This window comes from Algibacter sp. L4_22, from assembly GCF_023473045.1.
In the GTDB taxonomy this organism is placed as follows: Bacteria; Bacteroidota; Bacteroidia; order Flavobacteriales; family Flavobacteriaceae; genus Algibacter.
Genome location: NZ_JAMCOK010000003.1, coordinates 138,915 through 163,110 on the forward strand (window position 1 = coordinate 138,915; position 24,196 = coordinate 163,110).

Genomic DNA, 24,196 nt, shown 5'->3' on the forward strand with positions numbered 1-24,196 from the left:
TTAGATTGCCTTAGCACGCCTATCTGGTTTTACAAATGAAGTGTCATAACCAGAAAAACGTTTCATATAATATCCAACTGTGGTTCCAAAACCATCAGCAAAATTATCTAAACCGTAGCTTCTTAAATACGTTTTCACACTGCCAGGACCTGCTAAATGTGCTGCTGCCAAAATACCAGATTCTGTTACAACCACACCATTAATACGTCGTCCTACAAAATTTTTAATGTCGCGACGTAAAATCCATTTATTTCTTGCGGCATTAGCAATAAACGCTTTTTCTTGTAGCTTAGGACTCTTTAAAAACTGAGCTGGATTATTAATCCCAATCATTTTTAACGTTTCTCTCCCAAACTGATATTTGCCTAAATAACCAAAAGTGTTTACTGTTGTGTAATTACCTCTCGATTCCTTAAAGCCTATAGCTTCTTTAAATCCTACAAATGATTTTCCCAAATATGGAGAAAATACATTGTTCTCGTCATTCGACACTAAAACATCTTCTTTGATGTCTTCGTCGAGGCTTACAGTATAATCTAACTCTAAACCTGCTGTTGAATACTTACTTAAATCTTCTATCGAATTTTTTGATGAAAACGACACACTTAACATAATTACTGTTAAAAGTGCTAAGACTAAATAACTTGCAATATTCTTTGTCATAATTTCTAAATTCTTCAGTGAATTTACAATTAAAAATCACTTGAAATTTTGAGCGTGCAAAGATACTCAATATTATAACACCAACAAAATTAATCGATTAACTACACTAATCAAATGTAGAATGGATGAAAAACACACCCTTTTTTATTAAATTCGAGAGTCGGAAACGGTATTTTTATCATACTAAAAACACTAAAAATCGTTTTCAGAAAAGGCGAATTTGTTTTTATTTTATCCAAATTAACATCGAAACTAAGAAACATTTGCCTGTAAGGCGAGTTATTTATTAACATTTGGTTATCAACACTTTCCACTCCTCTAAGCATACCTTCCCCACCATAACCAACAGCAATATTGAGCCATTTAGGGATTTTACTTTTCTTAAAAAAAGATTGCAAATTTGCGCTTAACCAGTAAGTTTGTCCGTTGTAATCCTTTAACACCTCTTCTAAAATACCATTCCCGAGCTTATCAGGGTTCCGTTTGGCGTATTTTGTTTGATGAAAACTATACTTTAAAGCAATTCTTTGTTCCTTCCACAATAATTCTTGCCCAATATACAAACTTGTACCTGATGCATTAGCCAAAATATCACCCCAGGAAAAACCCCATTCTTCAGAATAACCGTCTAAAATTTCAACAGCAGAAAGGAAACCAAATCCCAATGTAGCTCCATAAATAAGTTGATCCTTTTCACCTACACCACTCCAGTTTAAAACTTGCGCACCATGTTTCCCTATTTGATAAGCAGAAAACGCATGCCCAAACTTATCCATTTGCAACCATTCATTATTATCATTTAAAGTATGCAATTTAGAACGCTCGTAATCCGCATACCATAATTGGTTTAAACCAACTAAAGTTATGCCTGCAAGTGCAGCTTCAGAAATAACAACAGTATTACGTCTTGAAATATTTAAAGAATCACTAGGTATAAAAAATGAATTGAACTTCGTTTGAGAAAAAGCTAGCGACGAAACCAAAATTAGAAACAACGCATATTTCACTCTAAAACCATCCACTATTTATTAATGCCTTGAGCAGAAAGATAACGCTGATATTCACGTGCGTTTACATTATGCTGTGCTAAAGTTTTAGCAAAATTATGATACCCCATTTTTTTAGCATTCGCAGCAAAATAAAGATATTTATGCTTTTCAAAATTTAGAACCGCATCGATAGCAGAGATATCTGGCATAGCAATTAATCCAGGAGGTAAGCCTCTATTTTTATAAGTATTGTAAGGAGATACAATATCTTTATGCACATTTAAAACACGCTTAATAATGGTGTTTTTATATTTTGGTAGTTGGTAAGCAGCAAATTTTAAGGTAGGATCTGCTTGTAATGGCATACCTATTCTTAATCTATTCATATAAACACCAGCTATCCTTGGTTGTTCGCTAGCTTGTTTAGATTCTTCGTAAACTATAGATGCTAATGCAATAACTTGATTTTGAGATAAACCAATAGCTTCCGCTTTTTTAGTTCTTGTATCATTCCAAAAACGATTGTATTCTATTAGCATACGGTCTCTAAAACCTTCAGCATCGGTGTTCCAGAAAAACTCATAACTATTAGGTAAATACATTCCTAAAGCGGTTGCTTCACTAAATTTATTTTCAGCTAAAAAAGTTTTTTCTGTCATGGCTTTCAATAGAGACAAACTATCGGCTTCAATTTCTTTTGAAATGCGCCCCGCCAACTTTTCTAAAGTCGACTGGTTGTTAAACGACACTTTTATAGGCACATTACCACTTCGTATAGAATTGATAATATCGTTATTTGTCATTCCCTTTTTAATAGCATACTTACCTCCCTTAATGTTAGAGGTATATTTTTTACGGTCAGCTAAATCATCAAACGAACCTATATCATCCAACAGCGGCTCTAATTGACTTCTCACTTCATCATAATCAGCCTTAGACGAAATATAAACATAAGCCGTTTCATTATTAAAGGCTGTATTAGGCCTCAGCATAGCTTTGTAAACAAAATTGGCAAAAAATCCGGCAACAACAAGTCCGATTACTAAAATGGCAAGAAGTATTTTTTTTATATACATTTAATTTTTAATAAGCTGAAATAAATATTCGTTTTTATAAGAACCATTTACATAGTTCCAATCTTTTTTAAGTCCAATTTGTTTAAAACCTTGATTTGTAAACAGCTTGATACTAATAGTGTTTTCTTCGGAAATATTACAATACAGTTGATGTAAATCTAAATGTGTAAAACTATAATTCACTAACAAAGACAAGGCTTCTTTACCTGCTCCTTTACTTCTATCAACTTCATCTTTAACTAAAACACCAATACCTGCTCTTCCGTTTTTAACATCAAAATCGAACAAATCTATGAGCCCAATGGCTTCATCTTGATGATTAGAAATCACTAATCTTAGTTGCTTTACGTCGTAAATATCACGGTGAGCTTCCTCTAAATACTGCTTAATTAAAAACTTAGAATATGGAGTTTGCGTGTTACTAATTTCCCAAACAGCTTCATCGTTTTCAATGGCATGAATAAATTCTAGATCTTCAGGCTCTAAAGCGCGCAAATAGATATGTTCGCCTTTTAAAGTAATCATATCTCGCCTTTAAACACAAATTTAGCTGGCCCAATAAGCCAAACATTTTTGTAAGTACCGTTTTCAATATCAAAACTCACATTTAATTTTCCGCCTTGAACATTTAATTTTATTAAAGTTTCAGGCGTTTCATTAATAGCGTGCATAGCAATTGCAACAGCAGTAACTCCAGTTCCACAAGATAAGGTTTCATCTTCAACACCACGTTCGTAAGTTCTAACTCTAAAAACTTCGTCGTTTACTTTTTTAACGAAATTTACGTTTGTACCTTCATTAAAATATGGTTCACCATTTCTAATTTTAGATCCTTTATCTTTTATATCGAAATACTCAATAGCATCTTCAAATTGCACATGATGAGGAGATCCTGTATTTAAAAACACGTGATCGTCAAACTTTTCAACAACATCAACATCCTGCATTTGAAGTTTCACAATATCTGCTTCAATTTCAGCATGATGTAAACCATCTATTGCTTCAAAAACTGCTTTATCGTCAATAACACCTAATTGTTTTGCAAAAGCCACTAAACAGCGACCTCCATTTCCACACATGGTACTCTCGTTTCCATCAGCATTGAAATACACCATTTTAAAATCTAATGTATCATGATTTTCAAGAAGAATAAGCCCATCTGCTCCTATTCCAAAACGTCTATCGCATAAAAAAGCAATGCGTTTGGTGTCTCTTTTATTGAACGTTTGCTCACGGTTATCAACCATTACAAAATCGTTACCTGTTCCTTGGTATTTATAAAAAGTCTGTTGCATAATATGCTGGCAAATATATGAATAAAGAATCTAATTTTCTGTCCACAAATACAGGAATTAATCTATAAAAACATCAAATCTAGTACATCAATAATAAGATCTTACAAACCTTATCATTTTAACACAAAACACTAACAAACATAGCTTTAATTATTCAATAACAATAAAACAAGACGTTTGCACCCTCTGTTAAATAGGAGTTAAAGTGCACGTTAAAAATCGTTAAAAGTAAATTTAATGTTCAATAAATATCTAATTTTAATCATTAAATAGATTGAAATAAATTTTAAACTCTCAAAACAATATATAATATGAAAAAGATTTTAACCTTAGTAATGGTATCCATATTAGGAGGTGTTATAACGCTTGGCTCTTATAAACTCTTTTTAGAAAAAGACAATACTGTCGTAGTTGCAACAAGTAATGAAAAGCCTACTTTTCTACCAACAAATAATTTAAACATGGCATTGAATGCTGCCGAAAACACAGATTTTACAACGGCTGCAGATAATGCAGTACATGCAGTAGTTCACGTTAAAAACGTAACTATTAGTTCTGGACAAATGACATTACAAGATTTCTTTTCTGGAAGAAGCCCGCAACGTGCACAAATGGGCACAGGCTCTGGCGTAATTATTAATGCCGATGGTTATATTATCACCAATAACCACGTAATAAAAAACGCTAGCGAACTTTCAGTAACCTTAAACAACAACAAAACCTATACTGCTGAAGTAGTTGGAACCGATCCAAAAACCGATATCGCTTTACTAAAAATTGATGCCGATGAAGATTTACCCTATGTTACTTTTGGAGATTCCGATAGCGTACAAATTGGCGAATGGGTATTGGCCGTTGGTAACCCTTTTAATTTAACATCTACCGTAACGGCGGGAATTATAAGTGCAAAATCTAGAGATTTAACAGGGCAAAGTTCGCAATCCTTTTTACAAACGGATGCTGCTGTAAACCCTGGGAACTCAGGTGGTGCATTAGTAAACACCAATGGAGAATTAATTGGTATTAATACGGCTATATCATCGCAAACAGGATCTTATGTTGGATATTCCTTTGCTGTACCGAGTAATATTGCTCGAAAAGTTATTGAAGATATTATGGAATTTGGTAACGTACAAAATGGTGTTTTAGGTATCCAAGGAGGCACGCTTAATAGCGCTGTAGCGGAAGAAATGGGTGTTAATTATGCCGAAGGTGTATATGTTGCCGAAGTTGTTAAAAGTTCCGGAGCTGAAAAAGCTGGTATTAAAAAAGGAGATATTATTAAGAAATTAGACAATATCGAAATATCGAAATTTGAAGATTTAAGTGGTTATATTAAAACAAAACGCCCTAATGATGTTGTGAATGTAGAACTATTTAGAGATAATGATATAAAATTGGTTTCTGTAACACTTACAAAAACAGAGCTGTTTACTGTTAATTTCATGAAAATGGAATTACAAGATTTATCAGATTCTTTTAAAGAAAAGTATCAAATTAATTATGGAGTAATTGTTAAGAAAACAGAAAACGAATGGTTATACTCTAATTTAGGTATTTCTGAAGGTTATATTATTACTGGAATTAACGATAGTAAAATTGAAAGTATCTCGGATATTTCAAAATTAAAAGAAAAATACGGTGAAGATATTTTAGATCATATTAAAAAATTAGAATACATAAACACTCGAAAAGAGAAAAAAGAAGTTCTTTTCAAATAATTATTGTTTGAATTTGTGTTAGTGAACCCTTTAAAGTTAAAAACTTTAAAGGGTTTGTTTTTTTACATTAGCTATACCGAACAAAACATTAAAAACTATATTTCGTGATTTTAGCAGAAAAACATAAGCGCTATTCATTGTGTTCAATGCAATAATAACAAGATAACTTTCCTCAGAAAATAACCAAAATACTCGACTATATATATGGTCCAATAATAAATATAACGATAGCTATTAGCTTATTAAGTTAATGAAATATGCTTCTAAAACGAGCATTTTACTTATTACAAAATAAAAACATCTAAAATAAAATGTTACCCGTATATAAATTAGCCTCATTTTAAAGAGGCTTTATAACTAATTATAATCATATTTTCTTAACTTCGTCAACCGAATTCAACCAATTAAAAATTATTTTTAGAAATGAATTTTACTAAACAACTGTTTTTCATAGCATGTGCGTTTTTATTTACGCTTACTTCTTTTTCTCAAACCAATGCAACACAAGAAGAAGATAAATTATCATTAAACAGCGGCTCAATAGATAACCAATTTGAATTTGTTATCAGACGTTCGAACAGCTGGCAAGATTATAAAACCGTAAAAAAGACATGGCTTTACGCGCTTAAAGCACATACTTTAGATTCTTTAAAGGCGGTACATAAAGATCTAGCCGACACACAAGTAGTTGTTAAAAACCAAGGAAAAGAAATTTCTGACTTAAAATTAAACTTATCTAATACGCAAACCGATTTAGACAAAACCAACACTGAAAAAAACAACATGTCTTTGTTTGGTTTACAAATGAGTAAATCGAGCTACAATGTACTTATGTGGTCTATTATTGGGGGATTATTAGTGTTATTACTTTTCTTTATTTATAAATTCAATAATAGCAATGCGATAACTCGTGCTGCAAAGAAGAGTTTAGCCGAAACTGAAGAAGAGTTTGAAGAACACCGAAAAACAGCACTAGAACGCGAACAAAAAGTGCGCAGACAATTGCAAGACGAAATTAATAAACAGAAAAAAGCTTAAAAACTGCTCTTTATAATATTAAAAAATCCGCAATGTTTATTGCTGATTTTTTTTGTTGTTAACCGAACGAAACACTTGGTAAATCTTAATTAAAAATACCGAACAATTAATTTATCTTTGTAGCAGATAAAAACAAGCCATGCGTATAGATATTATTACCGTTTTACCAGAATTATTAAAAAGTCCGTTTGAGGCTTCTATTTTAAAACGTGCTATTGAAGCCGGTTTGGTTGAAGTTCATTTTCATAATTTACGCGATTATACTACCGATAACTATAAATCTATTGATGATACTCAGTTTGGTGGTGGAGCAGGCATGGTAATGATGGTAGAACCTATTGATAAATGTATAACCGATTTGAAATCGCAACGTGAGTACGATGAAGTTATTTATATGACGCCCGATGGTGAAACCTTAAAACAAGGTATTGCAAATCAATTATCGATGCATGAAAATATAATAATTTTATGCGGACATTATAAAGGTGTGGATCAACGGGTGCGCGATCAATTTATTACGCGCGAAATTTCTATTGGAGATTATGTGCTTTCGGGTGGCGAATTGGGTGCAGCTGTGCTTTGTGATGCGATAATTAGATTAATACCAGGGGTTTTGGGTAATGAAACTTCGGCCCTAACCGATTCTTTTCAAGATAATTTATTAGCGCCTCCTATTTATACAAAACCTAGAGAATATAAAGGATGGAAAGTTCCTGAATTACTATTTAGTGGTAATTTCCCTGAAATTGAAAAATGGAGAGAAGAACAAGCTTACCAGCGTACTAAAAAATTGAGACCAGATTTATTGGATGAATAAAAAGGTTGTGGTGCGTACTTTAGTTGTGACTTGTGAGTAAAAAAAACATATAAGAAGTAGTTAGACAATTCGATCAATTTTAAAAATTGAAAAACAAAAACGATTCCCATATTGCAATCAGAAATAACAAACCCAAGAATAACATGTTACAAATGCATGAGACCCTCAAGTACATGTGTTTGCGAGCACATTAGTCCTTTAAAGACTAAAACTCGTTTTATTATCCTTATGCATCCTAAGGAATACAAAAAAGAAAAAAACGGAACGGGACATATAACGAATCTTCAACTTGAAAATTCCGAAATTATAGTTGGTGTTGATTTCACCAATAATAAGCGTGTAAACGACATACTGGCTAAAGAAAACAGTTCTTCTTTTTTACTTTACCCAGGGAAAGATAATTTCAACTTATCGATAAGAGAAAGTTCAGAAATAAATTCTTTTATGGGCAATAATGCAAACCTATTTCTTATTGATGGCACCTGGCCTTGCGCTCGTAAAATGCTTAAACTAAGCAGGAACTTGCAGAAATTAAAAAGAGTGAGTTTTGATAATACAATAAAATCAAAATTTATTATCAAGCAACAACCAGAATCTCTTTGCCTTAGTACTATTGAGTCGGTTTACACAGTCTTAAATTTACTTAAAGATGGTGATTTAGAAGAATGCGACACAAAGGACTTTCTTATTCCTTTTGAAAAAATGATTGAGTATCAACTGGAATACATGTTAAACCCAAATAATAAGAACTATTGTTCTACTATGAACAGAGCAATTACTCCTAAGACGATGTATAAGAAGAATACTGAAAGGAATATTATTTTTGAACAAGAATAGATGTAATTTCTATATAGATGGTTTTATGCCTTCTGGAGATCTAAATGTTGGCAGATGGTTGTGTTAAGGATAGCAGCGGCATCCTTTTTGAGAAACTTAAAAGAGACTTAGTCTATAATATTACTTGTAAAAAGAAGAAAACCACAACAACACAGCTAAAAACTTCGCAAAAAGATATAGCGAATAGCCTGACCCGCAGGGAAACACCATAATAAGTGGTGTAAAAATTTATTATTTTAATTGTGAGTTTTAAATTATTAAGTATCTTTGCACCCAATTTCGGGTTAACCTCTGGCGAAAATCGTGAATGTTGTTCTGAATTAATAATTTAATAAATATAAAGATATGCAATCTTTAATAAAATTTGTTCAAGACGAGTTTGTAACAAAAAAAGATTTTCCAGAATTTGGAGCTGGAGATACAATTACTGTATTCTACGAAATTAAAGAGGGTGCTAAAACACGTACTCAGTTTTTTAGAGGAGTAGTAATTCAAAGAAGAGGGTCAGCTTCAACTGAAACTTTTACAATTAGAAAAATGTCGGGTACTATTGGTGTGGAACGTATTTTCCCTGTTAATTTACCTGCATTACAAAAAATAGAAGTTAACAAACGTGGTAAAGTACGTAGAGCTAGAATCTACTACTTTAGAGGTTTAACTGGTAAAAAAGCCAGAATTACTGAACGTAGACGTTAATTACAAAACACTGTTTTACAGTAAGTTAAAAGCCTTGAGATATATCTCAAGGCTTTTTTTATTAACAAAAGTTAATAACTACAGTTCATAAGATGTTGATAACTAGATTCTTAAATATTTCGAAAATAGACATTCTGGTTGTATCTTAGCTGTAAGGATAATGACAACGAAAGTTGGTTTCACTTCAACACTGAATTTACATTTTATTCTAAATAAGATAACGTTCTTACAAATTATTGTTTTTTAAGATTTTGTTACTTCAGGTGTATGCGTGAGTAGCAAAAAACAAGGGCATTTTAAAGTATTAAAAGATGAAAATTTTGATATCTTAATAATGAACTACTTATAAAGTATATAAAAACGAAAGTTTAAGTAAATTTTATAAGTTCTGCTAATTGTGGAATATAAGCGAAAGCAAATATTAAAAACATTAGCATCAAGAAAAACAATTACCACGATATATTAGTGTAATAGGTCAATACATTTTGAAAATTACAGTAGTATGTCAATTGAAATAGCAGACTTGAATTGAAAAGGTTTTGATGAAAATTCGAATCGACTTAGTAAATTTTACTAAATTCAAGAAACAAGAAAAACTATTTCAAAAAAGCCATATCAAAGGAGATTAAGTTCTGCAGTGATATGGCTTTTGTTTTTTATAAATGTTTGATTGAATCAAGGCCAAAAGTGGTTGGGTTCTAAAATATCCCAAAACCCGTTAGAATAAATAGCCTACATGTTTCGGCGATACTGCCCTCCTACTTCAAACAACGCGTGCGTAATTTGACCTAGAGAACACACTTTACAAACTTCCATTAAGGCTTCAAATATATTTTCGTTATTCACTGCTTTATACTGAAGTTCCTTTAATAAAACCTCTGAACTATTTGCTGCATGCAGATTTTCTAATGTATTAATCTGAAATTGCTTCTCTTCTTCGGTAGCACGAATAACTTCCGCAGGTAAAACCGTTGGAGAACCTTGGCTACTCAAAAAGGTATTAACTCCAATTATTGGAAAATCGCCATTATGCTTTAAAGTTTCGTAATACAAGCTTTCTTCTTGTATTTTACTCCGCTGGTACATGGTTTCCATAGCTCCTAAAACACCTCCACGCTCCGTTATTCTATCGAACTCTAGTAAGACGGCTTCTTCTACTAAATCGGTTAATTCTTCAATAATAAACGAGCCTTGAATTGGGTTTTCGTTTTTATTTAAACCTAACTCTTTATTAATGATAAGCTGAATAGCCATAGCACGACGAACAGACTCCTCTGTTGGTGTTGTAATTGCTTCATCGTAAGCATTAGTGTGTAACGAATTACAATTATCATAAATAGCATATAAGGCTTGAAGTGTAGTACGGATATCATTAAAATCGATTTCCTGAGCATGTAAACTTCTCCCAGACGTTTGAATATGATATTTAAGCATTTGCGCTCTTGCGTTGGCTCCATACTTGTGCTTCATCGCTTTTGCCCAAATTTTTCGGGCTACACGACCAATAACTGCATATTCTGGATCAATTCCGTTGGAAAAGAAGAATGACAAGTTTGGCCCAAACTTATTAATATCCATACCACGGCTTAAATAATATTCCACGTAAGTGAAACCATTAGATAAAGTCAATGCTAATTGTGTAATTGGGTTCGCTCCTGCTTCGGCAATATGATATCCAGAAATAGAAACCGAATAAAAATTACGCACATTATTATCAATAAAATATTCTTGCACATCGCCCATAAGTCGCAATGCGAACTCCGTTGAAAATATACAGGTGTTTTGTGCTTGATCTTCCTTTAAAATATCGGCTTGTACCGTACCACGAACTTGTGAAATAGTACTCTTCTTGATATCTTGGTAAACATCTGCAGGTAAAACCTGATCTCCGGTTACACCTAAAAGCATTAAACCTAAACCATTATTACTTTCGGGTAAATCACCATTATATTGTGGACGTTCTTTTCCTTTATAAATTTCTGCTATTTTAGCTTCAACTTCATTTTCTATTTTATGTTCTTTAATATAAATTTCGCATTGCTGATCGATAGCTGCATTCATAAAAAAACCTAACAACATTGGTGCTGGCCCATTAATCGTCATACTAACCGATGTCATCACATGTGCTAAATCGAAACCAGAATATAATTTTTTAGCATCGTCTAAACAACAAATAGAAACCCCTGCATTTCCGATTTTCCCGTAAATATCTGGACGTAAATCTGGGTCATTTCCATATAGCGTTACACTATCAAAAGCGGTAGATAAACGCTTGGCGGGCAATCCTGCACTTACGTAATGAAACCTTTTATTAGTCCGTTCTGGCCCTCCTTCTCCCGCAAACATTCTCGCAGGGTCTTCACCTGTTCTTTTAAAAGGATACAAACCTGCAGTGTATGGAAATTCTCCTGGTACGTTTTCTTGTAGACACCATTTTAAAACATCTCCCCAAGCTTGATACTTTGGTAAAGCGATTTTCGGAATCTGTAAATGCGATAAAGATTCTGAATGTGTTTCAATTTTTATTTCCTTGTCTCTTACTTTAAAGCTATAAATAGGGTTTTTATATTTATTAATTTTTTCGTCCCAAGTGGTAATAATTTCCCAATTATAAGGATCTAGGTTTAATTTTACACGATTAAATTCTTTTACCAAAAGGTTTAAAAACTCCTTATCCGTATCGTTTTGAGCTTCCCCAAGAATTTGCTCCTCCTCTAACCCAAATTTCCCCAGATGAGATTTCTCATTTTCGTTCGAAATTACCGCCACAGAACAAATGGTTTTATAAATTCCGTATAATTTCTGAGCCACCTCAAACTGTTCTAAGCCTTTTTTATCGTAAGCACGGTTGTTTTCAGCAATTTCAGATAAGTAACGTGTTCTATTTGGTGGGATAACAAAAATCTTTTCACTCATCTCGTTCGAAATTATGAAAGTCGATTTCAAATCGGCACCAACTTTTTCAACCAAAGTATCCATAATTGCTTTGTAAAGCGTATTCATACCTGGATCGTTAAACTGCGAAGCTATAGTTCCAAAAACAGGTAAATCGTCTTGATGCGTATCCCACAAATTATTATTACGCATGTATTGTTTTTTCACATCACGCAAAGCATCTAGTGATCCCCGTTTATCAAACTTATTAATGGCTACCAGATCGGCAAAATCGAGCATATCAATTTTTTCAAGTTGGGTTGCAGCACCAAATTCAGGCGTCATAACATATAAGGATACATCGGAATGTTCGATAATTTCGGTATCACTCTGCCCAATTCCCGAAGTTTCTAATATAATAAGGTCGAATTCTGCAGCCTTTAAAACCTCTACAGCTTGGTTCACATGTTTTGAAAGTGCTAAGTTAGACTGCCTTGTTGCTAAACTACGCATATAAACGCGGGAATTATTAATGGCATTCATACGGATTCTATCTCCCAAAAGAGCACCTCCCGTTTTTCGTTTTGAAGGATCTACAGAAATAATACCAACAGTTTTCTCAGGGAAATCTATTAAAAACCGACGCACTAACTCATCTACCAAACTAGATTTTCCTGCTCCACCAGTACCAGTAATTCCTAAAACACGTGTTTTTGAATCTTTATTTTTAATATGAATTTCATCTAAAATCGATTTTGAAACCTCAGGAAAATTCTCTGCCGAAGAAATAACTCTTGCTATAGCTTTAGAATTTTTATCTTTTAATGCATTCACATCAACATCAATTTGGTCACCAATGGCAAAATCTGATTTTTCAACCAAATCATTAATCATTCCTTGTAGTCCCATTTCGCGACCATCATCGGGCGAATAGATTCTACAAATACCATAATCCATCAATTCTTTTATTTCAGAAGGTAAAATAACACCGCCGCCGCCGCCAAAAATTTTAATATGTTCGCCACCTCGTTCCTTTAATAAATCGAACATGTATTTAAAATATTCATTATGTCCACCTTGATACGATGTTAAACAAATAGCATTAACATCTTCTTGTATAGCTGTATTTACAACCTCTTCTACACTTCTATCATGTCCTAAATGAATCACTTCCACGCCCGTAGATTGAATAATTCGGCGCATTATATTAATTGAGGCGTCGTGACCATCAAAAAGTGATGCTGCGGTCACTATTCTTACTTTATACTTAGGTTTATAGGAAGAAATTTGTTTCATTCTTAAAAAATATTAGGATTACAGGTGCGAATTTACATAATATTCAAAAAACCATGCTGTTTTCAAAAAATAATCTATTTTTAAAATACAAATCTTAATTTATCTAATTTTAACTTACTTTTAACAAAAATTAAGAAGTCCATTTAAATGAATAAAATAACCCTCCTCATTCACTGTAAAGATTTACCTGGTATTATTGCATCGGTAACCAACTTTATTACTGAAAAACAAGGTAATGTTATTTACTTAGATCAACATGTAGATCGGGAACAGAACATATTTTTCATGCGTTTAGAAAGTGATTTTCAAAACGTTAATTTTTCAACAGAAACCTTTAAAGATTGTTTTAAAACTGATATTGCTGAAAAGTTTAACATGAAGTGGCGCATTTATTCTTCTGAAAAGAAACCTAAAATGGCACTTTTTGTTTCTAAATACGACCATTGCCTGTATGATTTACTAGGTCGTTACAATTCTGGGGAACTTAATTTAGAAATTCCATTCATTATAAGTAATCATAATGATTTAAAACCTATTGCCGATAGTTTTAAGATACCATTCTACCATATTCCAGTAACTAAAGACACTAAGGTAGAGGCAGAAGCCAAACAATTGGAATTGTTAGAAACCCATAATATCGATTTTATTGTGTTAGCACGCTATATGCAAATAATATCTGGCACATTAATTAATAAGTATCCAAATAAAATAATAAATATACATCATTCCTTTTTACCTGCTTTTGTGGGAGCCAAACCTTATCATTCCGCTTACAAACGTGGTGTTAAAATTATTGGAGCTACAAGTCACTACGTAACCGAGGAATTAGATGCAGGACCAATTATTGAGCAAGACGTAGCACATGTAACACACACATATACTATAGATGCGCTTATTGCCAAAGGACGAGATTTAGAGAAAATAGTTTTAGCAAACGCCATAAAAGCACATTCAAACCGAAAAGTAATGGTTTATAAAAATAAAACTATAATTTTTTCATAACCTCATAAACCACTAAAAATCAGCGTTTATAAACAACAAATTACATTTATAAACACTAGCAACGAGAACTTTTTTAATATTTTTACAAATAACTTGTGACTTATCAGTTTTTCCAGTGTCTTAATAGTGTGGAAAAATAACCATTAACTAAATTTTAATTTTTATGAAAACAAATTTATTTTTAAGCCTAGCTTTAATTTTCGGAATCGGATTTACTCAAGCTCAAAACTTACCTGCAAATCCTGATCCAGGAAAATGCTACGTAAAATGTATTACAAAAGATGAGTTCAAAGACATCGAAGAAACTATCGAAGTATATCCTGCATATACAGTATTAGAAGTTGTTCCTGCAACTTACAGAACAGTAGAAGATCGCGTATTAGTGAAAGAAGCTGCTAAGAAGTACACGTACGTTCCTGCAACTTACGAAACTGTAGAAGTACCTTACGTAAAGAAAGAAGGAAGAACGGATTTAAACATCAATCCTGCTACTTTCGGTTCTAGTTCAAGAACTTTTGAAACATATCCTAAAACATCAGGATGGGAATACAAAGATACTGCTTGTGATTCTCCTAACAAGGAAGATTGTGTAGTTGCATGTTTTGTTGAATACCCTGCTCAATCTAGAGATGTAAGCTTTACAACTTTAGCTACAGATGCTTCAACTAGCCAAGTGCCTGTTACAGAATTAAACACTGTATACAAAAAACGTGTTGTTAAAACTCCAGCAAGAATGGACGAAATTGAAATTCCTGCAGAATACTCAACTATCAAACGTCAAGTTGTTGCAACTCCTGCATCTACAAGAAACGTAACTGTACCTGCAAAAATGCAAACTGTTACAAGAACTATTTTAGCTAAAAAAGGTGGAATTACTACTTGGGAAGAAGTTGATTGTGGATTATTAAAATCTAACGTATTACCAATTTTTTACGAAACAGGTAGCGCACGTATCACTCCAGCATCTAAGAAAACTATCGACGAAACTTTATTACCTTTATTAAACAGCAAACCAGTAAGCATTGAATTAATGTCTCATACTGATGCAAGAGGAAATGATGATTTCAACATGTCTTTATCTCAACAACGTGCTAACTCTGTAGTTAACTACTTAGTATCTAAAGGAATCTCTAGAAGCCGTTTAACTGCAAAAGGATATGGTGAAAGTAGATTAGTAAACAAATGTGCTAATGGTGTAGAATGCTCAGACGCTCAACACCAACAAAACAGACGTACAGAATTTAGAGTTATTCAATAAAATGAGTAAATTCTATTATTAAACTGAGGGGTTAGTTTAATTATCGAAAAAGGCATCTTTTAATTAAGGTGCCTTTTTTATTTTATAATATTTTGGGCGTTACCACAAGGGTCGGGCTTTCCGTTGCAAATCCTCACGCCACCGATTTCCATCGGCACCGCTGTGGGTTTTACTCTGCAATCCCTAACGCACAAATCTATTATCTTCAGTGCATATCAAAATAGCATACCGCCTTGCTTAAAGGATTATTGAAAAAAAACATATACCGTATCTTAAAACTATTTATATTTATTCAATCTATAAAAACAATAATGAAAAAAGCAATTCTATTTCATATAATTATATTATTATTTACTTCTAAACTAGTAAGCCAAAATAACGAAAAGAATGGCACTACAAAGGAAACAAGTTATTTAACCCACGATTATAAAGATATGAAAGCTCTTTTTAACTTGAGCCCATTATCAATATTTAATGAAACTACCGAAGGCATAACCCTTTCCGAAAAAAAAGAATTACTCAAAAAAGGAGAATCAACTTCTTGGAAAATCACCAATAAAAATAAGACAAAGCTAACCATACAAAACAAAAACCTTTCAAGCCAGGTTACCCTATATTTTTTAAAGAATAAAGATAATTTGGATGGTGTATTATTTACTGAAATAGAAAATGGGAGAAACAACAATATTCATTCTTGGAAGTATATCAATAAAAGTGAAACCCTTCAAAAGATTAACATATTAAAAAAATATAGTGCAAATGATTTTGTTCGTAAAGAAGAAAAATTACCCGATTCATACCAACCTCTATTGTATTATCTTTTTATTGATGATCAAACAATAGAGGTATCCCTTCATACTTTTATGGAAAAAGAGTTTGAAACCCGTGAAATCATTAATAAAATATTTTTAAAATGGAATGGGGAAAATTTTGTAGAGAAAATCGAAAGAATTAAGGAATAAGAGCAAAATAAAACAATAACTAACATACATCAAGTTTTTGATACTTACCCAAAAATAAAGCTAAAACCCAGAACTTGACCCAAGCGCAAAACTAAAAACTAACTACTTTTAATCTATGCACTAACCATAATTGAGACGTTTTGTTTTTTAATGATAGCGAAAAACTCTTCGCCTACCTCTTATTATAAACATATTCAGGGTAAGCCATCACTTTCTTTTCAACTTTTATACCGTATTCCCCAAGATTAGAAGCCATAAACTCAAAATATTTATAGTGAATTTGCCAATCGTGCAATTCTTCATTTTTAAATTTCTTATCAAAAACAATAGGTGTTTCTAATAAAAAAGATAATTGATACGCAATATCACTTACCGAAGTATTATCTGCTTGTATATCCGAATCGCCAATTAAATATTTAGGATTATTTATTCCCCAATCTATTTGGGTAGTATCCCAAAACTTAGCATTATCAATATTTAGGACCAATACATCACCCTCTTTCTCATATTCTTTACGGCGTAACTTTAAAGCTTTCGCAATACTATTTTCCTTATTTTCAAAGGCTTTAGATCCTTCTGAAAAATACATTTTATAATATTTATTTACTGCTTCAGGAATTTTAATTTGCGATTTATTACTATGTAACGCATAAGCCATGATATCTTGCAAACGCCCTTCAATCTCTAAATAACCATTTCTATTTACAGCTTGAATTCCAGAATTGATACCATGATCTTCTTGAATTTCTAAAAAATCGAAATCTTTTCTTCTCTTTATAGGATTCTCTATAGCGACTTCTTGCTTATATTCTTCAAGTTTTAAAAAATCATCTACCGAAATCGTTTTTTGATTTCTAGCTAAAAATCCACCAATTTTATAAGCTTTTAAATCGGCAGCATGCCCTTCCCACAGTTTTATACCATCGGCATTAAACAAAATTCCATAAGGTAAACTTGCTATATTATTTTCAGCAAAGGTTTCACCTTCATAATCTGTAGCTACGGCTAATCCTGTGTTATGCTTAATCATAAATTTATTTACAACCTCCGCACTTTCCTGTGTTAAAGACACTATATAAAAGTTTTTAGGAAACTGTTGTTGTAACGATTCTAAATATTTAGAAACATGAATACAAGGGCCGCACCAAGTTGCCCAAAAATCTACAAAATACAGCGCATTCTCATCTGTCGTTGCAATCGAAGATTTTTTAATATTCTTTGAAATATGTATCTGCCCGAAAAACAAGGTCGAACTTAAAACACATATCAAACAAAGTACTAATTTTCTTATTTTCATTATAATACAGCTTAATATCTAGTCAATTTAATAATATATTGTTATACATAACAATAATTGTGCTAAAATAGTATTTTAAAAAATAGAATGCTTTTTCATTTGTAAAATATATCTTTGTGCTTTAATTAAAAACCCAAAAAACATGATACGTAAAGGTCTCGCTTTCTTATTAATATTTAATTTAACCGCTTGTGCGGAACTTCAGCAAGTAGTTGATAACTTACCGCAAACAAGTAGTGTACTTGGCAATACCGAAATAGCATCTGGCCTGCGTGAAGCATTAGAATTAGGTATAGACAAACAAGTAACAAAACTTACACAAACCGATGGTTTCTTTAAAAATGATTTGGTTAAAATTTTACTACCAGAAGAATTACAAAAAGTAGATAAAGCACTTAGAGACATAGGCTTAAGTAGTCTTGCTGACGAAGGTTTAAAAGTTCTAAACAGAGCAGCTGAGGATGCTGTAAAAGAATCTACACCAATTTTTATTGATGCTGTAAAAGATATTACGTTTGCTGATGCTAAAGATATTTTATTAGGAAGTAATGATGCTGCTACACAATATTTAACATCGAAAACAGAAACGGCTCTTTACGCTAAATTTAACCCGGTAATCAAAAGCTCTTTTAGCAAAGTTGGTGCCGATGAAATTTGGAGCAATTTAATTAACAAATACAATGCTTTACCATTTACAAGTGATGTAAACCCAGATTTAACAGACTACGTAACTGGAGAAGCTTTAAAAGGTGTTTTTACTATGATTGCAGTTGAAGAAACTGAAATTAGAACAAAAACAGCATCTAGATCTACAGACTTATTAAAAAAGGTTTTTGCTTTGCAGGACTAACTTTTATAAACATATTAAAAAGCCGAATACAGTTTTGAATTGTATTCGGCTTTTTTATGCTATTATTTTTAATAATAATGTATTTCTTACAAAATAAAACCTACTTACCTGAAAATCAAAACAAAAGCACTTACTTTATTCAACAAAAAAATGTATATTTAGGTTTCCTTAATTCACTATAACTGATATGAATCGAACTGATAGTATTAAAATTAACCAGTACAGGTTAAGCCAACGCTATAAAGAACTTATAGAACAAGCTTATAATTTCCGACAAACAGACTCTGCTTTAAGTGATATTTCTGAATATAAAGCTATAAAACTTCTCAATAAATTGAATCGATTAAAATACCTCGCTAGGGAAACAACACATCACATATAATTTTTTCAACTAATATTTTATAATAAAAAAAGTTCAGTTATTACGCCGAGCTTTTGTATCTAATTATAATTTCACAATCTTTCGAGTGATGGTAACATTATTATCACTAATACTTAAAAGGTATAGACCGCTGTTTAAATGTGACAGGTTCAATTTAATCTCATTTAAATTTTCTGATTTGGTTTCCAAAACCTTCTGACCATTAATATTATATAAAGTGATTTTTGTTTTATCCACATTTAAATTAGTATTAACTAAAGAAATTTTAAGATCGTTCAAAACAGGATTAGGATATAAGCTTATAGGATTAATTACATCATTAATAGATAAAGCTGTTGAAAACACTTGTACTTCAGCCAAGGATAAAGCCACTGTATTATCTAATTGAACTATTTTCACTGTTTTCCCTAGTACTCCGCCAGCATCAATAGTTTTTGAAGGGTTTGGAGGATTGTTCGTAAATGTTTGCTTAAACATTTCTGTTCCGCTAGCATCATAGACATAAACGGCAAAATCCGAAAGTCTGTCTATATAGCTTTGCTTTCCTGTTCTATTGAAAATAACAATATCTCCTATAGCTTGCTCTGAAGATAAATTTACTAGCCACCAAGTTGGAGTATCTGAGGGATCAGTATGCGTTACAGAGTTATTTGAAAAACTCCCATTAGTATTACCGTCAATAGCACGACTTCCTATGCCTCCGTAAGCTGTTGAAGATTGAATGGCTGCTCCTGTTAATGCTAAGTTATCCGAATCACAATCTATAGTTGCAATAGTATTATTATTTCCATTATCTGTTATATTACCCGTGTCGCAGGCCCGAACAATAATGTTTTCACTATCAGAATGTAAAAGCAAAGGGAAATTAGTTAGATTTCGGATACTAATATCAGTCGATGTTAAATTATTTTGATTTGGGTTTGCACCATTAATCATTCTAAGATTTTGTAATTCACCTGATACCATTATTTTTAAATCACTTGGAAAGTCTACAATATCTGAACGAAAAGTTAAATCGTGATTACTTCCTCCAACATAAGCTACAGCTTTATGCCCATTATAATAAGCACCACTTGGAGGTAAAATAGTAATATCGGCATTATAACCGTTATCACTACTATATGTACTTTGAAAAACAGGTCCGTAAATAGCATCTGCTCCACAGTTAATAACCGTACCGTTACCTATAGAATATCCGTTTTCACTACCTAATACCGTACAGCCTTCAACATATTTTTTACCAGAGGCATGAGCTAAGGTAACACCTGTTCTAGCATTCTTTACTGTACAATTTAACACCGTAGGATTATCTGTACCTCGTTCAATCTCTACCCCATCGATATAGGTTGTTCCTGCATTATAGGCTCGTATCCCTGCTTCTTGCAAACTCATCATATAACCTGCTGGGAGCGTGTAACCCCATACAGTCATAAAGTCTTTATCAAAAGCTGGACCAGATGTTTCAGCTAACATATCATCAGTTTTACGCATTTCACCTTCTATATAACAGCCTTCAATTATTGGATAACTAGCAGCTTGCATAAAAACAATATGCCCGTAAGAGCGTGAAATAATGGTACAATCTTTAAGGTGATTTCGTAAACCTCTCACTAAAATCCCCGAGTGTTTCCTATGGCTTATAACAGACCCACCTCCTTTACCAAAGGCATCACCATATCCATAAGGGTAAGATCCACGTATGGTTAAATGCCAACCTTCTATCCTATTATCCCTACCATCTATAACAATACTTTGGGCTCTTTTACGAGGCGGCGTATCTCCAGTATCTTCCATCGTTAAATTTCTAAGGACATTCTCATTTCCCAATATTTGCATTTGGTTAACATCTACATTACCAAAAGCCGTAAGCACATCGGTTTCTATCTTTATAGTAACTCCTGTAAAATCGTAGGTACTATTAGATCCTTCAAAAAGAAATAGTGGATTACTAAATTTTCCATCAGCTATATCCTGAGCAGTTATAGTATATGTTCCTGCCGCAAGCTTAATATCTGCGCCGTTATCATCTAAATAAGGCAACAAATCTGCCAATGAGGTTACCGTAGTTTGTTGGGCTTGTATAAATTGGACACAAAATAAGGCCAGTAATAATAAATGTAGATTAGTTTTGTAAAGTTTAGTCATCAATGTTTATTTTAAAGTTTAATTAAAACAAAAGAAACATTTATTATAGAGATATATGATAAGCTATCGGTAAAAACCTATAACTTATAACTCTTTAAGGAGTTATAAAACAAGAATTTACTTTATTATAAAAAAGGAACAATCTAAAGTCTAGATTATTCCTTTTCAGTAAAAAAAACAATAAAATATATTTTTAAAATATTGGTGTGTACTTAACTTTTATGTGTCCACTACTTACAGGTTTAATAAAATCGACACCAATTCTAATGGCACCTTTACCTTCTCGCAATGCTTTTACAGGTACAGGTTCTGGGGTTATTTTAATAGCGCCACCTTCACTGGTAATTTCAACCTTTAATTTTTCGTTTTTATTGGTTAAAATTAAAGTGTGGGCATCTACAATCTCATACTTAGAATACGTCATGATAGTTGTTCCAAAACTAACAGGTTTTGTAGTTTTAAAATCGTCTTGAATCGTTATAACTCCCTGTCCCGACTTTGCATTTACCATCGTTCTTTTCAAGGTTTCTAATTCTGAAATTTCATAAGCCGGTTTTAAATCCATAACCACTTTATCCATATTTTCTTGAAAATCGGTTTCCAAAATAACACCTTTAAACTCCCTTCCATTAGATTGTAGTGTATTATTTATTCTTGGTACCGGATGTCCCCAAGAGCTGCGAGCAGGGTTCGTTTTAGAGAAAGATCCCGCGGTATATGATGGCGCTCCAATATCACCAGAAATTAAATCTTTATTTAAAACAATAATATAAGTCCCCACATCACTATGGTTATGATTCTCTGCATTGTGTCCCGCTTTTATGGCTATTGAAAAAGGCACCTTTTGTTTACCACGCGATATAACCATTCCAAAATCGTCGAAATACGTATGTCCCTCTAAATCTGAATTTTGTTTTTCATTTGAGCTATTCACACTAAAAAGTTCTGGATTATTCCAAGCAATAAGTTGTTCTACAGCTTCCTCCATTCTAATTTCCGAAGGTTTTATAGCTCCATAATATTTTGATGATAACACTTCTGCAAAATTACTTCCGCTACTCGATGTATGAGACACACCATCGGCAAAGGGTGCACAGGTTCCTTTTTGTATTTCGAAATGCTCTGGAAAATTCCCGACTCTTTTTAATTTTTCAGGATTATCAAAATTAAATAAATTAATTTTTTCATCCGAATAATCATATAGCATTTGAGCTATATATAAATAATGATTAAAACCATAACCCCAATAGCCTAAACCTTCCGAACAATATCCATCATCTCCAAAACCGCTTATATAATATTTCATACTATTTATTGAAGACCCAACCGCTGCTAAACGCTCCTCATAACTTCCAGAATTGGTAATAGAAACTAACAAAGCTCCACTTGTACATACCGAATTCCAGTTACTAGTGCCATCAATCCAATGATTATTTCTATCAGAAATTTTACAACTTTTTAAATAGGTATCCGTAATACGCCATTGCAATTGTTTTTTAATTTCAGTACGTAATTCCTCCGAAATGGTTTGATCTAAAAGTGATTCTGCTAAAGCCAAAACACCACCAAATTTACGTGCTCCTAAATCTATTGAAACTCTTTTTCCTTCTAAAACACTGTTATTGTTATCATCATGATTAGGATGCATCCACGATTTCATATCCATAATAGCTTGTATATAGGTATTTATTTGAGGTAAAAAACGTCCTTTATTTTCTAAACATTCCGCTAGAATAAAACGTTCTAATCGATCCATAGTACGGTAATATCGAGGTTTATAAATACCCCGATTGCCTTCCTTATTGGCGCGTTTATAAATCTCGTCGGAAATTGGCACTTCTGGTTCTTTATCTAATTCTGCATTTGCTTTTTCAAGATAATCTTGAGCCGATTTTGTAGCAGCGACCTTATCCCAATACACTCTATCAGATATTTTTGGAGCAGGTTGATAAGCTTCAACTGGCATCACGGTTTTAAGTAGTTCTATTTGTGCTTCCGATGGATAAATTTGATCTCCATCAGCCTGTTTTAAATAGGCTATTATATCTAACTGCTCTGTTTTTAATTCTTGCTTTTCATTACAACCTATCAAGGATAATGACAGAAACAAAAAACTATACTTTAAAAGATTTTTTATCATTGCATTTTTTATTTTTCTATAAAAGCTTCTATAGGAATTACTTCATCAAATTCTTTAATTTTTATATTTCTATAATAAATCTCGGCAGTTTCCGATTGAAACCCAATAATACCCTCACTTGGTTTTAAATTAAAAGCCATGTTTACAATCTCTCCGTTTAGTTTATGAATGGTATATTCTCCTCCCATTACAATAATTTCGCATACATTCCACTTATTATTTAAGGCATTAAAATTGGTTGTTGGAGACGCTAAATGCATCCAATCGCGTTTAATTTCCGGCACACCACCGTTCTCCGGACTTAAAAAACTTTTACCATCTTTAGTACAATACCAATCATAATCTGCTCCCGACGGACGAATTAAATCACCAGTATGATTCAAGCCTGTTTTATGATTGTAACGAATTTGATATTCAATACCAATAGGCCAAACTTTATCGTCTGTAACGTGGTAATAAACACCTGCATCGTATTGCCAACGATCAAAATTATTCGTTATTTTTTCACCCCATTTATATTCAAATCTAAGAATGTATTTACTATATTTTTTGTTGGTATAAAAAAGTCCGTGTGTTGCGTTTTCACCTGTATTAAGATTTAAACTATCGGGCATATCTTTAAAAACATGCACGCCTTTTTTTTCAATGGCATATACTTGTTTAGCCATTTCTGCATCGCCATTTTTTAATTTAAGATGCCACCCCTCCCAATTTTTACCATTAAAAATTTTATGGAATCCTTTCTTTGATAACGGGTTCGGTTGCGCATTTGTAACTCCAGTAATTAAAGTTAGTATTACCCCTATAAGCATTGACTTTAGTGCTGTTTTTATGTTCATTTAGTTTAAATTTGGTGAT

At 32.6% G+C, this 24,196-nt stretch carries 20 protein-coding genes; 10 read left to right on the forward strand and 10 right to left on the reverse strand.

Annotation, left to right across the window (positions count from 1 at the left end; all coding sequences use genetic code 11):
- From M4I23_RS08795 to dapF, 5 genes are all read right to left on the reverse strand, one after another.
- Positions 1-663 (reverse strand): peptidoglycan-binding protein LysM, encoded by a 663-nt coding sequence (locus tag M4I23_RS08795; protein ID WP_158843827.1) that lies wholly within the window; start codon positions 661-663, stop codon positions 1-3.
- 110 nt (positions 664-773) lie between these two features.
- On the reverse strand, positions 774-1,685 hold the full coding sequence (locus tag M4I23_RS08800) for a DUF2279 domain-containing protein (protein WP_233267581.1): 912 nt from the start codon (positions 1,683-1,685) through the stop codon (positions 774-776).
- Positions 1,685-2,728 carry an endolytic transglycosylase MltG gene (gene mltG / locus M4I23_RS08805; RefSeq protein WP_158843829.1) on the reverse strand — a complete coding sequence of 348 codons (1,044 nt, stop codon included), beginning with the start codon at positions 2,726-2,728 and terminating at the stop codon, positions 1,685-1,687. Before mltG ends, M4I23_RS08800 begins: the two co-directional genes overlap by 1 nt.
- Positions 2,729-3,253 (reverse strand): GNAT family N-acetyltransferase, encoded by a 525-nt coding sequence (locus M4I23_RS08810; RefSeq protein WP_249754142.1) that lies wholly within the window; start codon positions 3,251-3,253, stop codon positions 2,729-2,731.
- Positions 3,250-4,023: a diaminopimelate epimerase gene (gene dapF / locus M4I23_RS08815; protein ID WP_249754143.1), complete on the reverse strand. Its 774-nt coding sequence runs from the start codon at positions 4,021-4,023 to the stop codon at positions 3,250-3,252. The genes M4I23_RS08810 and dapF overlap by 4 nt, the downstream gene beginning before the upstream one ends.
- A 311-nt stretch (positions 4,024-4,334) precedes the next feature.
- On the opposite strand from dapF, the gene M4I23_RS08820 reads away from it, so the two are divergent.
- The 5 genes from M4I23_RS08820 to rplS all read left to right on the forward strand — a co-directional run bounded on the left by M4I23_RS08820 (position 4,335) and on the right by rplS (position 9,132).
- The gene (locus M4I23_RS08820) at positions 4,335-5,744 is read left to right on the forward strand and encodes a trypsin-like peptidase domain-containing protein (RefSeq protein WP_249754144.1); all 1,410 of its coding nucleotides are present in this window, start codon (positions 4,335-4,337) and stop codon (positions 5,742-5,744) included.
- Between the two features lie 423 nt (positions 5,745-6,167).
- The gene (locus M4I23_RS08825) at positions 6,168-6,782 is read left to right on the forward strand and encodes a tRNA (guanine-N1)-methyltransferase (protein ID WP_158843837.1); all 615 of its coding nucleotides are present in this window, start codon (positions 6,168-6,170) and stop codon (positions 6,780-6,782) included.
- Between the two features lie 139 nt (positions 6,783-6,921).
- The gene (gene trmD / locus M4I23_RS08830; RefSeq protein WP_158843839.1) at positions 6,922-7,599 is read left to right on the forward strand and encodes a tRNA (guanosine(37)-N1)-methyltransferase TrmD; all 678 of its coding nucleotides are present in this window, start codon (positions 6,922-6,924) and stop codon (positions 7,597-7,599) included.
- 111 nt (positions 7,600-7,710) lie between these two features.
- Entirely contained in the window at positions 7,711-8,436 is a 726-nt protein-coding gene (locus tag M4I23_RS08835) for a tRNA-uridine aminocarboxypropyltransferase (protein WP_262922248.1), read from the forward strand.
- Between the two features lie 345 nt (positions 8,437-8,781).
- Positions 8,782-9,132, forward strand: a complete 351-nt coding sequence (rplS, locus tag M4I23_RS08840) for a 50S ribosomal protein L19 (protein WP_158843843.1) — start codon at positions 8,782-8,784, stop codon at positions 9,130-9,132.
- A gap of 732 nt (positions 9,133-9,864) precedes the next feature.
- On the opposite strand, the gene M4I23_RS08845 is transcribed toward rplS, so the two are convergent.
- Positions 9,865-13,302, reverse strand: a complete 3,438-nt coding sequence (locus M4I23_RS08845) for a methylmalonyl-CoA mutase family protein (RefSeq protein WP_249754146.1) — start codon at positions 13,300-13,302, stop codon at positions 9,865-9,867.
- A gap of 147 nt (positions 13,303-13,449) precedes the next feature.
- Between M4I23_RS08845 and purU the strand changes: the two genes are divergently transcribed.
- The 3 genes from purU (at position 13,450) to M4I23_RS08860 (ending at position 16,524) form a co-directional block, all read left to right on the forward strand.
- Entirely contained in the window at positions 13,450-14,304 is an 855-nt protein-coding gene (purU, locus tag M4I23_RS08850) for a formyltetrahydrofolate deformylase (RefSeq protein WP_249754147.1), read from the forward strand.
- A 163-nt stretch (positions 14,305-14,467) separates the two neighbouring features.
- The gene (locus tag M4I23_RS08855; protein ID WP_158843849.1) at positions 14,468-15,562 is read left to right on the forward strand and encodes an OmpA family protein; all 1,095 of its coding nucleotides are present in this window, start codon (positions 14,468-14,470) and stop codon (positions 15,560-15,562) included.
- A 311-nt stretch (positions 15,563-15,873) separates the two neighbouring features.
- Entirely contained in the window at positions 15,874-16,524 is a 651-nt protein-coding gene (locus tag M4I23_RS08860; protein WP_249754148.1) for a hypothetical protein, read from the forward strand.
- Positions 16,525-16,696: 172 nt separating this feature from the next.
- Here M4I23_RS08860 and M4I23_RS08865 read toward each other — a convergent pair whose 3' ends face one another.
- A complete protein-coding gene (locus tag M4I23_RS08865) occupies positions 16,697-17,821 on the reverse strand; it encodes a TlpA disulfide reductase family protein (protein ID WP_158843853.1) in 1,125 nt (374 codons plus the stop codon).
- Between the two features lie 142 nt (positions 17,822-17,963).
- On the opposite strand from M4I23_RS08865, the gene M4I23_RS08870 reads away from it, so the two are divergent.
- Positions 17,964-18,671: a DUF4197 domain-containing protein gene (locus M4I23_RS08870; protein ID WP_158843855.1), complete on the forward strand. Its 708-nt coding sequence runs from the start codon at positions 17,964-17,966 to the stop codon at positions 18,669-18,671.
- A gap of 187 nt (positions 18,672-18,858) precedes the next feature.
- Positions 18,859-19,053 (forward strand): Lacal_2735 family protein, encoded by a 195-nt coding sequence (locus tag M4I23_RS08875; RefSeq protein WP_158843857.1) that lies wholly within the window; start codon positions 18,859-18,861, stop codon positions 19,051-19,053.
- A gap of 63 nt (positions 19,054-19,116) precedes the next feature.
- Here the strand turns inward: M4I23_RS08875 and M4I23_RS08880 are convergent, their stop codons facing one another.
- From M4I23_RS08880 to M4I23_RS08890, 3 genes are all read right to left on the reverse strand, one after another.
- Complete coding sequence (locus M4I23_RS08880) at positions 19,117-21,198, reverse strand: T9SS type A sorting domain-containing protein (protein WP_249754149.1); 2,082 nt, start codon at positions 21,196-21,198, stop codon at positions 19,117-19,119.
- Between the two features lie 193 nt (positions 21,199-21,391).
- Positions 21,392-23,338, reverse strand: coding sequence for a hypothetical protein (locus M4I23_RS08885; RefSeq protein WP_249754150.1), 1,947 nt, complete (start codon positions 23,336-23,338; stop codon positions 21,392-21,394).
- A gap of 8 nt (positions 23,339-23,346) precedes the next feature.
- A complete protein-coding gene (locus M4I23_RS08890; protein ID WP_158843861.1) occupies positions 23,347-24,177 on the reverse strand; it encodes a DUF1080 domain-containing protein in 831 nt (276 codons plus the stop codon).
- Positions 24,178-24,196: the final 19 nt, after the last annotated feature.

Bases quoted from the DNA above. Each gene is read 5' to 3' on its own strand.
- M4I23_RS08795 (WP_158843827.1), bottom strand. From the start codon at position 663: ATGACAAAGAATATTGCAAGTTATTTAGTCTTAGCACTTTTAACAGTA.
- mltG (WP_158843829.1), bottom strand. From the start codon at position 2,728: ATGTATATAAAAAAAATACTTCTTGCCATTTTAGTAATCGGACTTGTT.
- M4I23_RS08810 (WP_249754142.1), bottom strand. From the start codon at position 3,253: ATGATTACTTTAAAAGGCGAACATATCTATTTGCGCGCTTTAGAGCCT.
- dapF (WP_249754143.1), bottom strand. From the start codon at position 4,023: ATGCAACAGACTTTTTATAAATACCAAGGAACAGGTAACGATTTTGTA.
- M4I23_RS08820 (WP_249754144.1), top strand. From the start codon at position 4,335: ATGAAAAAGATTTTAACCTTAGTAATGGTATCCATATTAGGAGGTGTT.
- M4I23_RS08825 (WP_158843837.1), top strand. From the start codon at position 6,168: ATGAATTTTACTAAACAACTGTTTTTCATAGCATGTGCGTTTTTATTT.
- trmD (WP_158843839.1), top strand. From the start codon at position 6,922: ATGCGTATAGATATTATTACCGTTTTACCAGAATTATTAAAAAGTCCG.
- rplS (WP_158843843.1), top strand. From the start codon at position 8,782: ATGCAATCTTTAATAAAATTTGTTCAAGACGAGTTTGTAACAAAAAAA.
- M4I23_RS08845 (WP_249754146.1), bottom strand. From the start codon at position 13,302: ATGAAACAAATTTCTTCCTATAAACCTAAGTATAAAGTAAGAATAGTG.
- purU (WP_249754147.1), top strand. From the start codon at position 13,450: ATGAATAAAATAACCCTCCTCATTCACTGTAAAGATTTACCTGGTATT.
- M4I23_RS08855 (WP_158843849.1), top strand. From the start codon at position 14,468: ATGAAAACAAATTTATTTTTAAGCCTAGCTTTAATTTTCGGAATCGGA.
- M4I23_RS08860 (WP_249754148.1), top strand. From the start codon at position 15,874: ATGAAAAAAGCAATTCTATTTCATATAATTATATTATTATTTACTTCT.
- M4I23_RS08865 (WP_158843853.1), bottom strand. From the start codon at position 17,821: ATGAAAATAAGAAAATTAGTACTTTGTTTGATATGTGTTTTAAGTTCG.
- M4I23_RS08870 (WP_158843855.1), top strand. From the start codon at position 17,964: ATGATACGTAAAGGTCTCGCTTTCTTATTAATATTTAATTTAACCGCT.
- M4I23_RS08875 (WP_158843857.1), top strand. From the start codon at position 18,859: ATGAATCGAACTGATAGTATTAAAATTAACCAGTACAGGTTAAGCCAA.
- M4I23_RS08880 (WP_249754149.1), bottom strand. From the start codon at position 21,198: ATGACTAAACTTTACAAAACTAATCTACATTTATTATTACTGGCCTTA.
- M4I23_RS08885 (WP_249754150.1), bottom strand. From the start codon at position 23,338: ATGATAAAAAATCTTTTAAAGTATAGTTTTTTGTTTCTGTCATTATCC.
- M4I23_RS08890 (WP_158843861.1), bottom strand. From the start codon at position 24,177: ATGAACATAAAAACAGCACTAAAGTCAATGCTTATAGGGGTAATACTA.